Genomic DNA, 14562 nt, shown 5'->3' on the forward strand with positions numbered 1-14562 from the left:
GGGTTCTCCTTAAACGGGTTGAAGAGCGGGTTTAGGGCTTCTTGCCGGAGTAGTAGTTGCCGAGGAACTCGTCACGGTACTCGAAGTAGGTGCCGTCCTTGATGGCTTCGCGGGCGTCGTCCACCATGCGCACGATGAAGCGCTCATTGTGGATGGAGGCGAGGGTTGCCGCCAGACGCTCGTCCGCCTTGAAGAGGTGACGCAGGTAGGCGCGGGTGTAGTGGGTGCAGGTGTAGCAATCGCAGCCCTCGTAGATGGGCGAGAAGTCCGCCTTGAAGCGCGCGTTGGTGATGTTGTAGCGGCCGGTGGGGGAGTAGACGGCGGCGTTGCGTGCCACGCGGGTGGGAGAGACGCAGTCGAAGGTGTCTACACCGTTCTCGATGCCGACGAAGATGTCGTCGGGTTCGGAGATGCCGAGCAGGTGGCGGGGCTTGGATTCGGGCAGCTCTTCGGCGCACCAGCGCACGATGGTGCCAAGGTTTTCCTTCTCGAGTGCACCACCGATGCCGAAGCCGTCAAAGGGCATAGAGCCGAGGTCCTGGCATGCCTTGCGGCGCAGGTCCTCGTACTGTGCACCCTGAATGACGCCGAACAGCGCCTGATAGGGCTTGCCCACGCGCTCTGCGGTCAGGCGCTGGTGCTCAGCAATGCAGCGCAGCGCCCACAGGCGGGTGCGTTCAAGCGCCTCCTCCTGGTAGCCGCGGGAGTTGTAGAGGGTGGTCAGCTCGTCGAAGGCGAACATGACGTCGGCACCGATCTGGTGCTGAACCCGCATGGACACCTCGGGGGTGAAGCGGTGAATCGAGCCGTCAATATGCGACTTGAAGTTCACGCCGTCGTCATCAATGTGGGCGAGGCGTTCCTTGCCCTTTGCCACGTCGTCGTCACCGAGGGGGCGACCGTCGGCACCTTTAGCGTCCGCGACGGTACCCATATCGATTACCTTCTTGAAGCCGGAGCCCAGGCTCATGACCTGGAAGCCGCCGGAGTCGGTGAAGGTGGGGCCGTCCCAGTTCATGAAGGCACCCAGGCCGCCTGCCGCGTCGAGGATTTCGGGGCCGGGCTGCAGGTACAGGTGGTAGGCGTTGGAGAGCAGAGCCTGAGCGCCGAGCTCCTTCATGGATTCGGGTAGGACCGCCTTGACGGTTGCCTTGGTGCCCACGGGGGTGAAGGCGGGGGTCTGGATCTGTCCGTGCGGGGTGGTGATGATACCGGCGCGTCCGCGGAACTGTCCGCCGTTAGCTTCTACACGTTCAGTGCTGGGGGAGGCGGTGTCCGCCAGGCGGCTGGTGATGGTGAAGCCAAAGTCCTCGGTGGGGAAAGAGTTATCTAGAACGCTCATTCTTCTCTCGATTGTTTGCTTTCCGTCTGAATGTCTACACCCTAGCCTACCGGAAAACCCCGCCTCTCTTGCCGGAGGCGGGGTTCACGAGAATTTAGCTGAGGGTAGCTGATCTTAGCCTGCGAAGTCGCCGAGCATATCCACGGTCGGCACGAAGAAGAGGGTGCCGGTCACCGCGGTGCTGAAATCCAGCAGGCGGTCGTAGTTGGCGCCGTCCACTCCCAGGAACATGTTCTTCAGCATCTTCTGAACGGTCGAGAAGGTGCTGGCGTAGCAGATGAAGTAGGTGCCCAGCTCGTTGTTACCCACGGTGCCGAAGGGCATGTTGTCGCGAATAACCTTGAAGTCGTCACCGATATTAGCGATAGCGGAGTGTGAGTTGGCGGGTTTCTCATCCTCGCTCATCTCGATGTCGTCGTGCTTGGAACGGCCAATGACCTTCTCCTGCTCGGAGACAGGCAGGGCGTTCCACGCGGTCATGTCGTGGATGTACTTCTGCACGAACTGATAGCTGCCGCCCCTGTACATGGGGTCGCTGTCACCGATGATGCCGAAGTATTCGCGTGCCGCGGGGGTCTGCGGGTTCTCGGTGCCGTCCACAAAACCGATGATGGAGCGGCCGTCCCAGTAGCGGAAGCCGTGCACCTCATCCAGTACCTCGGCAATATCGCGCAGTGCCGCGGTAATAGCGGACGCCATATCGTAGGCGACGGACGGCTGGGTCGCGCGGATGTGGAAGTGCAAATCACCGGGAGTGGACACCGCGGTATGCTTAGGGCCCCTAATCTCCTCGAACTCCACGAGCTCCTGCGGCAGCGGCTTGGGCAGATCCAGGGTCAGCCACGCGCTGTGGCTGATACCCAGCACAATGCTGGCGTTCTCGGGCGAGTAGCGGTTTGCGGCGGTGTGGTTGAGGTTAATGACGAGCCCGCAGAGGTTCTGGAACCCCTCAATGAGCGCATCCTGGCTGATGCCTTCCTTGAACTTCCACACCATGAAAATGGTGTTAGCGTTCGGGCTGGCAGTGACCTGTTGTGATTCTGAAGCAAGCATAAAATTCACCGTACGCCCGTGTGCACGCCCCCGCAATGAACCCAGCCCTAACCTTCTGCGCTACTGGGAGAATGCGCCGATGCGAGAACGCACCGCTGGAAGAAGATTAGGGCTGGGGTAAAGCGCAGTAGCTTTTAGAAGCCGCGCTTTAGAAACTGTGGGAGGCGAGGTACCGCGCATGCGCCAGACGCGCCGCCGTCTCAAAAATAGTCCACGCCTGCACCTGAGCGGACAGCTCCACCGGCGCGCCGGGTTTCACAACCTTGCTCATCGGCTCGGTGAACCGCGGGGAGAACTGCACGAGCGCCTTACCGCGAATCTCATTCGGGTCAATGCCGTACTCGTTCATCGGCAGGTTGGGGTCGAACTCGCGGCGGCCCTCCCACAGGGCGCGTGCGGTCGAGTACACCAGGGTCGAGGCGAGCGCTCGCGCCTCATCACTGAGCAGCGGCGAGGATGCCGCCATGCCCAGGTAACGCACGAGAATGCCGGTGAACAGACCACCGTCGCCGTCGCCGTGAGAGATGAGGATGCGGCGGCGCGCACCGGAGAGGAACTCCACCTCTTCGGTCATGTGCTTGACGATGCCGACGATGAGGCGCTCGGCGCGTTCTGCGGGATCCACCTCGCAGGGCACACCGGAAGCTGCGAGGCTCAGCAGGGCGCCCAGGGCGGTTCCCTGGTTGTAGGTGAATTCGCTGCGCTCGTACTCGTACTCGTACTCGTCGCCGCGCACGTTCACGCCGTCAATATAGAGCGAACGTTCTGCATCCCAGAGGGTTTCGTTCATCCAATCCATGAGCGCTGCAGCAGTCTTCGGGTCGCCCGCACGCGCATACGCCAGAGCGGTCGGGGCGGTTGCCGCAGCATTCACAAAATCACGCTTGGACTTGCGCCAACTCATGCCACCCACCGGGGAGAAGCCCTTCGCCAGCTGCTCGAAGAGGGCGGCGCCAGCATCCTGGGCGGCAATATCATTAGCGCCGGTCAGTTCAATGCAGAAGGAATTCATGCGGCCCACCGCGAGGGTCAGCCACGCCATATCGTCGAAGTAGTCGTTCGCGAAGCGGCCGTAATTACGCACGTTAATGCCGTGCAACAGCGCGCGGGCGCGGTGCAACTGCTCCTGGGCGGCAGTAATATCGCCCTCGCGCAGGTGACGCTGACCGGCATCAATCACGCAGTCCAGCAGGTGTGCCTGCCACCAGTAGTGCCACGCGTTCAGGCGCTGGCTCAGCGGGCGCGGGTCGGGAACCTGCACCGAACCGATGAGGGCGCCGGGAATACCGAGGATGCGGTGCACGAAGGTGTCGGTGACGCTGTCGGCTGCGGCAGCGGCGTGCGAGGAGGTGCGCTGGGCATACTCGCTCATCGACTCCAGAGACTGCTCGTTGTGGGAAGACGGCTGGGAATTCATGGACCCTCTGTAGTTGCGGTGAAGTATTACGTCTGAAATTATCCCACTTTTTGCCCTCTGAGCGCCCGGATGCTGTGGGCGGGCTCTCGGGTGTGACCCCTTTTCGAGAGCCCGCCGAGAAGATGCACCGCAGGGAACGGAGTGAGCACCACTCAAAAACCGGTTAGGAGGCGGCAGCCAGCGAACGCCCGCTGTATAGATCCACCGGTTCGCCGGTGATGGGGTGCTCAAAGTGCAGGCTGTACGCCAGCAGCTGCAGCGGGTACTCCGGGCGGTCTGGCGCGTCGGGCAGCACCTGCGGGTAGAGCACATCGCCCAGAATGGGGGAGCCCAAAAGGTTCAGATGCGCCCGCAGCTGGTGCGTCTTACCGGTGTGAGGCGCCAAATCATAGAGCGCCCATTCTCGTTTTTCGTTCAGCATAGGCTCGGCACGCCACCCCTCAACCGCTTGCGCACTCGGGGTCAAAGTCCGCAGAATCTTCACGGTCGTCAGCGTATTCGGCTCCACACCCTGCGCCGCGCACTCTTGCTCAGAAAGCTGCTGAACCTGCAACTGATCGCGAATCTTCTGAATATGCGAACGCACCTGCAGACCCTCCGCACTCAACGCCTGCTCGGCGGCGGCAGCATCGGCAGGAACCGGCGCCACGGCACGGTAAGTCTTCGACACCTGACGGTGCTGAAACATCATCTGGAAGGGGCGGCGCGCCTCAACGGTCTTGGCAAAAAGCAGCACGCCCGCGGTCGGGCGATCCAGGCGGTGAATCGGAATCAGTAGGGGGTTTTGCTCACGCACCCGCAGCTTGGTCAGCGCGGTCTGCGCAATATAGGAACCGCGCGGGGTGGTCGGCAGAAAATGCGGCTTATCAATCGCCAGCACGTGCTCATCCTCGTAGAGCACCGGCATGTCGGAGGGTAGCTGCGGCTCATCGGCAAGCTCACGGAAGTACCAGATGCGCTCGCCCGGCATATAGGGGCTATCGCCGGTCAGAATCGTGCCGTCGTCCAGGCGCACCTCACCGGTGTTGAAGCGGGTGTGAATAATCTGCGGGTTGTTCGGGTAGAAGCGCGCAATCAGGTAATCCGCAATGGTTGCCGGAGCCGTATTGTTCGGGGCGGTATTGTTCGGTGCAGTGTTGCTCGGGGTGAGCTCGGCGGGGAGTTCCTCCACGAGCGGCAGAATCAGCTGAATCGGGTCGATACCGTTCTTCTGAGCCAGCGGAGGGGTCAGCAGACGGCGATGCGTGCGGCGTGCAGGTTTTGCCTGGTAGGCAGCAGACTGTATTCCCTGCTGTGTTTTGGGCTGAGAGCTGGACTGTGAGCTGGGTTGTGGGTGTACGGTGTTCTGTGCGGGCATGGCTCTACTCTACCGCCTGAACCCTATCGCCTGAGCGGGGTTAGAATCGAGGTAAGCTGAGCCGGACCGCCTGCCGGATGGGGCGGCTAGAAATATTGCCGTGGGCTTGGGTGTGGGGTTGCGGAAGACAGTTTTGTCTGACACTCATGAATGTTTGTGCGAATATGTGGAACAGAAAACGAAAACTTCACAAATTTTTGAAATTATTGGACATTTAATTTAAAAAAACTACATTAATTTTACAAAAAACAGCGTTTAAGTGCGGTATTTTCGAAAATGCTGTCAAATCATAAATCAATAACCCTCAATTTAGCCCCTTTGGTTTTTCTAAGTATAAAAGATGTAAAGCAATTAAAGACATGCTAACCTGGGCACCCTACGTCATAAACGCCTTAATAAAGGCTGAAAGTAGCCTTAAAGCGGTACGATTAAGACACAGAAGTTCGATATTTCGAACGAATGGGTCGAAATGGGGCAGAAACAGCGCAAGGATGCAGAGGTTAAAGGAACACTCCCAAATACAGCGGTGCAATCGGACAATTCCAAAGCACCGGAAAATGCGATAGGAGAGGTTATGGAACATTCACAAAAGAATGCGGAGCCTCGCACCGGTGCCCTGCGTATGGAGCCGCACGAACGCGAGGAGCAAATTCTGAAAATCGCTGCAGAACATTTCGCTCGCCGCGGCGTGCTCGGTGCCTCCATGAGCGCTATCGCCCGCGATGCAGGCATTACCCGCGCCCTGCTCTACCACTATTTCCCCGGCAAGGGCTCCCTGGCGGCCGCTGTCACCCGACGCGAAGCCAACGCAGTCCTTGAGGCCCTGGGCGAGCATCACGAAAACCCCGAAGAGGCGTTGCGCAATGCGCTACGCACGTACTTCCTCGTTGTAGCCGGCGTTCCCACCCCCGGTGGGGAGGACTTCCCGAACAACCCTACCGACTACCTCGAATGGATGCTTGAACGCACCGGCATGCCGATTAATGACCGCACCCGCGTCATCCTCGGAGGCTGGTTGCAGCTCGTCGACTACTTCGCCATGCACGTCGTGCAGCTCAACCCCCGCGATCAGCGCACCGTTCGCTCCCGCGGGCTCGGGCTCGAAGAAGCTATCGACCTGTGCCTGGGTGCCGTGGACACCCTCACCGGCGGCTACTAGCCGCCTCAAGAGGTGACAGGTCAGCGTAGGACTTCCCGCTCCGATGTTTGGTTATGTGCTCCACGGCAAAGGCGACGTGGACATCCGGGCGGTTATTCCTCCGCCACGCCGCCTGCGACGTGGTGGACTCCGGGAACACCACCCGGTTCGTGAGTAGGGAAACATAATGCCCCGCACCCTCTTCCATGAAGGTGCGGGGCATTATGATGCTCAGGTTGAGGTTAAAGGAATTGATTTAATCTGAGGTTGAGCTTGAGGCTCTTTCTGGAGAGGGCTAAATGGAACGGCGCAGCGACAGGCCGCGAACCGTCGCGTAGAACCCCTGCGCCTGCAGTGCTGCACGCAGCGCCTCCACCGGATGCTCCACAACCTCGCCGCCGGATGCGCCCAGCGTGGATGTGCTCACCGTGTGGGTGCCCAAAAGCTCCACATCGTTGACCTTCTCCACCGAAATCTTCTCCGCACCACCGGCGGACACCAGGCGTGCCAGGGCGGGGGCCGCCGCCTCCAGAAGTACCGGGTCGGTGGTGAAAGCCAGCAGGGTCTTCGCGCCACGCTCCACATACAGCACCGGTGCGCCGTCCACCAGCACCACGCAGGCACCCGCCTTGCGTGCCGGACGGTGCTTTACGGTGCCCTCGCCCTCGTGTGCAAAGGAGGGAATCGCGGGCCAGCTCAGTGCCGCACCGTACGGGTTCGCCGGGTCGGTCGCCGCCAACAGGATCACCGTGAACGTGCCGTACACCTGTTCCGTATCGGTACGCTGCGGTGTGTAGGCGCTGGCACCAAACCCCTGTGTCGCACCAAAACCCTGTGGACCTGCGGGAACACTGAGGCTATCGGCGGTAGAACGCAGCAGGTCCACCGTCGCGGGGGCGGCAAACTGCGCCGCACCCAAACCCTCAATAAAATAGCCGCGACGCACCAGCGCACGATCCTCAGCCGCCGAATAAATCCGGTACAGCTGCGAGAACCCGCCTGCAGAATCCTCCACCTGCAGACACCCGCGAGTCAGCACACCGTAGCGGTCCAGCAGCAGGTCGGCGCGTGCGAGCGCCGCAACCGTCGCCTCCACCGGCTCCTGCAGGAGCGTGTCCACGCGCGAGAAGCGACCGCTATCCTGCGGGGCAACGGCGGGAGCGGCGCCATGGAACCCGCCGCGGAGGGAATTGTCTCGCAGGGAACGCAGACCGCGCCCGGCGGCAGGCGCAGAGTAGCTGCTGGAACCATAACTATCAGCGCCGTAACCGCCCGCCAAGCCGTTACCCATGGAGGCGCGCGCTGCCGCAATACGACCCGCACCGCGGCGACCCACCCGCGACAGACGCGCAGGGGCTGCCGGAGTCGGATGCGCACTGCGGACGCCCGCAAGCATCGCCCGAACCGGCGCGAAACTATCGTTCGTCACCGCACCAGCCCACACCAGGCGCCACAGCGCCGCCGAAACCTCCGCCGCATCCGGGAAAGTCACCACCTGACCGGCAGATGCCGCGGCGCTCATCAGCTGCTCCACCCGCTCACGCAGAGCCGGCACAAACAGGCCGCCGTGAGCCAGCGCCTCATAGATGGCGTGCTCCAGCGTGCCCGGATCCTGCAGCGCCTCCCAAAGCTCCGGGTTCTCCACGCGCAACAGCTGCTCCGGGTAGTCCTCACCCAGAGTCAGCGAGGAACTCTCGCTCAAATGCAGGCGAATCCAGCCGTCAGACTTCTGCGCGCTACCGCCGCCGAGCTGCCCGGCGCCGGTGAAGAACACCCTGCCGCTCGCCATAAGCTCGTCCAGCATGTGCGGTTGGTAGCCGGGCACGCGCGCCGGAAGAATCAGTGTCTCCAGTGCGGAAGCCGGTACGCGCACACCCGCCAGCTGGTCGATAGCGGTGAGCAGATCCTCCGTGGCGGAGGCCGAATCTTGTCCCGTATGTTCCGCTCCGTCCTCTGCCGCCGAGCCGAGGGGCGCCACCCTCTCGCCCACCACCGTGGCGGCGCGGCGGGAGGGCATGAACGCACCGTAGGCGCTCGCCTCCGGCAGGGTCTGCGCAACCCGCACGGATAAAGAACGAACGTTCTGCCATGAGGGTAGGAAAGCGCCATAGACCTGCGCCGATACCGGCTCAATCTCCTCACGCAACGCCGCCAGAGAACGGGCACGAATCGTGCGCAAAACCTGCGCATCCACCCACTCAACACCGGCAGACCCCAAAGCACGCAGCACCTCGGGCAGAAACTCGCCGGAGCTCAGACGGCGCTGCTGCTGAAGACGCTGCAACACCGGAATCAGCACGCCCACACCAACCGGGGTCAGGCGCGAAAAATGCTCCGCCGCCTGCTGTGCCGTAAAGGGAATATGGGTGCGCGCATAGCGAGAGACCAGATTCTCTAAAGGCTCCGCGACCGGCTCCAAAAGGGCTACAGGAAGCGCCGCGGCGGGCATAATGCCCAGCCCATCGCGTAGGCGCGCGGCATCCTCAACCACCGCATAGTACAGCTGCGGCTCGGCGGAACCGTCGGCAGCTCCCATGAACGAGAACGCACGGCGCGAGCGCACCAGCTCTTCCGCCAGCTCACGCGCCTCAGTCGTGCTGGCGTGCGCGCCGTACTCCTCGCCGGACTCTTCGCCGTAGTTTTCAGAATCCTCGGACTCGCCGAAATCTTGAGAACCGTGTGCCGCAGATTCAGTCCGCGGGTTGTCAGCCCGCAAGCGCAGACTCAACTCCCGCGCGCTCAACGGACCCAGCTGACGCAAAAGATCCGCCACGCCCTCCACGCCGCAGGCGCGGTAACGCTCACCCGTGCGCTGCAGACGCTGCTGAGTCTGCACCAGAACCGCCGGATCCAGCAGGTCACGCAGACCGCTCGACCCCAGCAACTCAGCCAGCAACGCCGGGTCCAGCGACAGCGCGGCGGCGCGACGTTCGGCGGCGGGCGCATCGCCGTCGTAGAGGTGCTCGGCAACGTACTCAAAGAGCAGGGTTCGTGCAAAAGGCGAAGGGTCATTCGTCTCAACCTCCAGCATGGATACCGCCCGGGACTGCAACGAACGGTGCACCTGAACCAGCGCCGGAACATCGTACACATCCTGCAGACACTCGCGCGCCGTCTCCAAAAGCACCGGAAAATCAGGGTACTTACGCGCCACATCCAGCAGTTGCGCCGCACGCTGACGCTGCTGCCACAGCGGGGTGCGCTTACCCGGATCACGGCGCGGCAACAGCAGGGCACGCGCCGCATTCTCACGGAACCGAGACGCAAAAAGCGCCGAATCGCCCACGCGTTCGGTGACAATCGCCTCCAGCTCGTCAGGGTCGAAAAGGAACAGATCAGCGCCGGGCGGCACATCCTCCATAGCGGGCAGACGCAGAATCAAGCCGTCATCACTCGCCATGACGGAAGCATCCACCCCGTACCGCTCCTCGATACGGGCGCGCACCGCCAGCGCCCAGGGCGCGTGCACCCCGTAGCCGAGCGGCGAGTGCAGGACCACGCGCCAATCGCCCAGTTCGTCGCGGTGCCGCTCCACAATCATGCGGGTGTCGGAGGGGACCGCCCCGGTGGATTCGCGCTGCTCACGCAGATAGGCGAGCAGATTATCGACCGCCCAGGTGTCCAATCCGAGCTGTTCGAGCTGCTGGCGGGCGGCGGCGCTATCGGTGGCGTCTAGGCTGGAGAGGGTGCGCGTGAACGTACCCGTCTGCACGCCCAGAGCGTAGGGGCGGCCCATGCGGTCGCCGTGCCAGAAAGGCAGGCGCGCGGGCTGACCGGGTGCGGGGGAGACCCGCACCGCGTCGTGCGTAATTTCTTCAATGCGCCAACTGCTCGCGCCGAGGGTGATGACCTCGCCGGCGCGAGATTCGTACACCATTTCTTCGTCGAGCTCACCCACACGCTTGGGGCCGCGCTCCTCGTCGCCACTGACCAGGTAGACGGGGAAGAGCCCGCGGTCGGGAATCGTGCCGCCACTGGTGACGGCGAGGCGTTGCGCACCCGGGCGGCCCTCAATACTGCCGGAGGGCGCCTGTTCGGTGGGGGTGCGATCCCAGATGATGCGCGGGCGCAGTTCGGCGAACTCGTCGGAGGGGTAGCGTCCGGCAAGCATTTCGAGTACGGAGTCGAAGAGGGCGCGCGGCAGTTCGGCGTAGGGTGCGCTGCGGCGTAGCGCCTCGTACCAGGAGTCCACGCTGATGGGGCCTAATGCGCAGGCGGCGACGGTCTGCTGTGCGAGTACGTCCAGGGGGTTGGTGGGGATGGCAAGCGGCTCGAGGGTTCCGCTGCGCATTCCGGCGAGGGTGACGGTTGCGCCGAGCAGGTCGCCGCGGTGCTTGGGGTAGAAGAATCCGCGCGAAATTTCGCCCACGCGGTGCCCGGCGCGGCCCACGCGCTGCAGTGCGGAGGCAACCGAGGGAGGGGCAGCCACCTGGATTACGAGGTCCACGTGGCCCATGTCGATGCCCAGCTCCAGGGAGCTGGTGGCGACCACGCAGCGCAGGGTTCCGCCCTTGAGCGCCTCCTCGATGAGGGTGCGCTGTTCCTTGGACACGGAGCCGTGGTGCGCGCGGGCAAGCGGCGGCACCTCGGTGATGTCGCAGATGCCTGCCGTGTAGTCTTCTGGGTCGATTCCCTGCTGTGTGAGTAAGCGGCGCAGGTGAATATCGTTGAGTGCCGCGGTGAGCTTTTCCGCTAGTCCACGCGAATTAACGAAAACAATCGTAGAACGGTTGTTCTCAATATGGTCGACGATGTGCTCCTGCACACGCGGCCAGATGGAGGTCTCGAGGCGCTCGCTATCGGGGGTGTCTCGCAACGTCTTTTCGTGCAGTGCCCCTTCTCGCAATGCCTCTTCCGAGATGGAGAGGGTGTTTTTGGGTGCGGTGTTATCGCCCTGTCGCAACGGGTTTGCCTGCCCGGTTTCTTGCGCGGGTTCCTGTGCTGGGTTTGCCTGCCCGGGGAATACGCCAATGGCATCTTCGAGCGTGTAGGGTGCGCTTGCCGGGATGTCTACGGCGCTAGAGATAGGCTGTGCCGCGCCCTGCGGCGAGCCGGCAGAAGCGGAGTGTGCAGCCCCGCCGCCTGGCGCCTCCGAGGGTGCGTATTCCGAGGGTGCGTATTCTGACGGGGCGTAGAGTCCTTGCCCGTAGTCGTTGGCGCCTCCGAGTGCCGCCATATCGGGTACGGGCACGCTCAGGCGCAGGTCCCATTCTTTGGCGACTGGGCGGCTCATGATGGTTACCGGCTGAATGCCGCCGAGGAACCGGGCGACCGCCTCCGGGTTTTCGACGGTTGCGGAGAGCCCAATGCGCTGTGCGGGCTTTTCGAGGAGCGCGTCGAGGCGTTCGAGGGAGACCGCCAGGTGTGCGCCGCGTTTGGTGGCGGCGAGGTTGTGAATCTCGTCCACGATCACGGTGGTGACGCCCGCGAGGGTGTTGCGGGCGGCGCTGGTGAGCATGAGGTAGAGGGATTCGGGGGTGGTGATGAGAATGTCGGGCGGGTTGCTGATGAGTTGGCGGCGTTTGCGTGCGGGGGTGTCGCCGCTGCGCACGCCCACGCTGATGTTCGGTTCGCCCGTGTTGTTTCCGCTCAGGCGCGTGATTCCGGTCAGTGGTGCGCGCAGGTTGCGTTCGACGTCGGCGCCGAGTGCTTTGAGGGGTGAGATGTAGAGGATGCGCGTGCCGCCTGCGGTTCCGGCTTCGTGTTCGCGGTGCAGGGCATCGAGTGCCCAGAGGAAGGCGGCGAGGGTTTTACCGGAGCCGGTGGGGGCGATGATGAGGGTGTTGTTGCCGTTGCGGATGCTCTCCCAGGCGCCTTCTTGGGCGGCGGTGGGTGCGCTGAAGGTGGCGCGGAACCAGTCGCGTACGGGGGCGGAGAAGTGGGAGAGTGCGTCGGTCATGTATCTATTATGGCGGGGTTTATGGTGTGCGCCTCTTGAATTGTTGGGGGTTGGGGGAGGAAGATGTGCTTGACAGTGTCTCTACAGAGTATGTAATGTTTTACTTGTAAAGTAATAGACCGAGGGAACAACCCAAAGGAGCCTCACCATGACCCGCCTGACCGAAGAACAGCTCATCAGCCTCTTCCACGAGCCGCGCACCGTCTCCTCCTTCACCGAGGAACCCGTCACCGACGAGCAACTGCGCCGCATCCAGGAACTGACCTTCTACGGTCCCACCGCCTTCAACAACCAGCCCCTGCGCATCACCTGGGTCAAGAGCCCCGAGGTACGAGAGCGCCTCGTCGCACACCTGGTAGACGGCAACAAGGCTAAGACCCAGGCGGCACCGGTGACCGCAATCCTCTCCGCAGACGCGAACTGGGTAGAGCACGCCGACACCTTCAACCCCAACGCTGCCGGCTTCATCAAGGGCTTCTATACCACCGAGGAGCTTGCCACCCCCGCCGCTGAGCTGAGCGCTCACCTGCAGGCAGGCTACTTCATCACCGCAATCCGCGCCCTCGGCCTGGACGCTGGCCCCATGACCGGCGCAGACTTCGCCGGCATCAAGAAGGAATTCTTCGCGGACAACGCAGAGATCCCCTTCCTAATCGTCAACATCGGCCACGGCGAGGCTCCCGCATACCCGCGCGGTGCACGCTTCAGCCACGATGAGGTTGCTCGCTCTCTCTAAGAGCGCGCGCTACGGTATAGCTAAAGCTAAACCCTAGATTTAGGCTATATAGATAGTTCGAGGGCGGTTCCCCATCGCGGGGGAACCGCCCTTGAACTATATGTGCACAAGCGAACTATAGGTGCACACAACGTGCCTGAGTATTTACATCTGCAACGCCGCGTTAGCGAGCACCAAACTGACCCACCGACAGCTGCGGAACAGACGAGGAGCAAGCGGCCGTATCCAACGGAACGATCACGCCACCGGAACCGGAGGGAAGACCCACCAGGAAGCCCTGAACCGGTCGGCTACCGCAATCGTCACCGAAGCGTGCCGGGTACACCGAACGCAGTACCGCGGTGGTGCTATCGCCGGGGTTGAGGGTCACACCCGCAGGGTTCATGTACTCACCGGAGGTGGAAGCCTCACGGCCAACCCAGGTGCCGGAAGGACCCGCATGCACCACACGCGGGTAGCCGCGCAGGGTGCAGGAAGAATCCGAAGAGTTCTGGAAGTACAGGGTGTAGTTTCGGGCGCCGGGGGAGCCTTCTCCCACAGCAACCGAAATGTTCAGGTCATCCAGATCGCACTGGGTCGGGCCCTCAGCAACAGTATTGCTGGAGGACCTAGAGGACTTCTCCGAGGAACCCGAGGAGTTCGAGGAATTGGAAGAATTCGATGAGTTACTCGAAGAGTTAGAACCTGATCGTGAAGATGAGTTCGAGCTCTTCTGAGTTTCCTGCTGAGAATCTGCAGAGTCGTCTGACTTGTTCTGATCGGAACCCTCGTGGGAGGACTCAGAAGAATGAGAGTCAGAGTTCTGCTTCGACTCGCGAGTCTGGGTGTGGGAAGAAGACTCGGAGTGCTCAGAGGAAGAGCCGTGGTTCTCCGCCTCGGGGGAGTTCACCACGGTAATGGAGCCCGGGGTCACCGATGAGGTAGCCCCGTCAGAGGCTACTCGAATCGTGCCGGGTTTGACCGAAGCCGAGGCACTCGGTTGTGACGAGGTGCCTTCGGCTTCCTGACCGGCCTGGGACGCGCCGCATCCACTGAGCGCGAGCACGCAGCAGAGGAGGGTGGTTGATGCGAGTACCTGAGCCGATTTGAACATAGTTACATCGCCGCCTGCATTTGAATCGTTGCTCCATCCATACCGGGGGCGTACTCGACCTGGCAACACAGGCGGGAGTACTCGTTGGCGACATCGTCAACCATGTCGAGCAAATCCTGCTCAGCTTCGGTACGTTCACCGGAAGCTTCGAAGTGCTCGGGGTCGATGAAGCCGTGGCAGGTAGCGCAGGATGCGTTACCGCCACAGGTTGCGAGGACCGGCACACCGTTAGCCTGGAGGGCTTCCAGGAGGGTGTGGTGGTCTTCCCACTGAATGTCGTAGTTTACACCTGCTTCGTCAGTGACCTTAATCGTTACGCCCATGCGTTCTCCTTCTTCTGTAGTGATGCGTTTCTATTGTAGGGGTAGGGGCTGTTATTCACCGTACTTTGTGGTGCATTCCCAACCCTACCGTCACGCATATCACGGGAACGCATATTAATTTTTATGCTTAATAGCATGTCTGTATTGTCCCTAGTCTACCTCTTAAATCCTTGATAACGCAGGATATAGGCAAATATGAATACT

The 14562-nt window shown here is 62.1% G+C and carries 9 protein-coding genes; 2 read left to right on the forward strand and 7 right to left on the reverse strand.

The features are described from left to right. Window positions 1–31: 31 nt before the first annotated feature. The 4 genes from tgt to HMPREF2927_RS02755 form a co-directional block, all read right to left on the reverse strand. Window positions 32–1342 (reverse strand): tRNA guanosine(34) transglycosylase Tgt, encoded by a 1311-nt coding sequence (gene tgt, locus HMPREF2927_RS02740; protein ID WP_070685293.1) that lies wholly within the window; start codon window positions 1340–1342, stop codon window positions 32–34. Window positions 1343–1456: 114 nt separating this feature from the next. After that, window positions 1457–2395: a Dyp-type peroxidase gene (locus HMPREF2927_RS02745; protein WP_070685295.1), complete on the reverse strand. Its 939-nt coding sequence runs from the start codon at window positions 2393–2395 to the stop codon at window positions 1457–1459. 148 nt (window positions 2396–2543) lie between these two features. Next, window positions 2544–3812, reverse strand: coding sequence for a glycoside hydrolase family 76 protein (locus HMPREF2927_RS02750; protein ID WP_070685297.1), 1269 nt, complete (start codon window positions 3810–3812; stop codon window positions 2544–2546). A 163-nt stretch (window positions 3813–3975) separates the two neighbouring features. Further along, window positions 3976–5169 (reverse strand): pseudouridine synthase, encoded by a 1194-nt coding sequence (locus HMPREF2927_RS02755; protein WP_083311150.1) that lies wholly within the window; start codon window positions 5167–5169, stop codon window positions 3976–3978. A gap of 574 nt (window positions 5170–5743) precedes the next feature. On the opposite strand from HMPREF2927_RS02755, the gene HMPREF2927_RS02760 reads away from it, so the two are divergent. Then, entirely contained in the window at window positions 5744–6328 is a 585-nt protein-coding gene (locus HMPREF2927_RS02760; RefSeq protein WP_070685299.1) for a TetR/AcrR family transcriptional regulator, read from the forward strand. Between the two features lie 274 nt (window positions 6329–6602). On the opposite strand, the gene HMPREF2927_RS02765 is transcribed toward HMPREF2927_RS02760, so the two are convergent. Then, window positions 6603–12206, reverse strand: a complete 5604-nt coding sequence (locus HMPREF2927_RS02765; RefSeq protein WP_070685301.1) for a DEAD/DEAH box helicase — start codon at window positions 12204–12206, stop codon at window positions 6603–6605. A gap of 148 nt (window positions 12207–12354) precedes the next feature. Here HMPREF2927_RS02765 and HMPREF2927_RS02770 point away from each other — a divergent pair, with 148 nt between their 5' ends. Further along, window positions 12355–12942: a malonic semialdehyde reductase gene (locus tag HMPREF2927_RS02770; protein WP_070685303.1), complete on the forward strand. Its 588-nt coding sequence runs from the start codon at window positions 12355–12357 to the stop codon at window positions 12940–12942. A gap of 163 nt (window positions 12943–13105) precedes the next feature. On the opposite strand, the gene HMPREF2927_RS02775 is transcribed toward HMPREF2927_RS02770, so the two are convergent. Together HMPREF2927_RS02775 and HMPREF2927_RS02780 are read right to left on the reverse strand one after the other, a co-directional pair. Beyond that, window positions 13106–14035 (reverse strand): DUF4232 domain-containing protein, encoded by a 930-nt coding sequence (locus HMPREF2927_RS02775; RefSeq protein WP_070685305.1) that lies wholly within the window; start codon window positions 14033–14035, stop codon window positions 13106–13108. Window positions 14036–14037: 2 nt separating this feature from the next. Next, window positions 14038–14358, reverse strand: coding sequence for a 2Fe-2S iron-sulfur cluster-binding protein (locus HMPREF2927_RS02780; RefSeq protein ID WP_070685307.1), 321 nt, complete (start codon window positions 14356–14358; stop codon window positions 14038–14040). Window positions 14359–14562 lie beyond the last annotated feature (204 nt).

Source organism: Rothia sp. HMSC061E04, from assembly GCF_001813685.1.
GTDB classification, from domain to species: domain Bacteria; phylum Actinomycetota; class Actinomycetes; order Actinomycetales; family Micrococcaceae; genus Rothia; species Rothia mucilaginosa.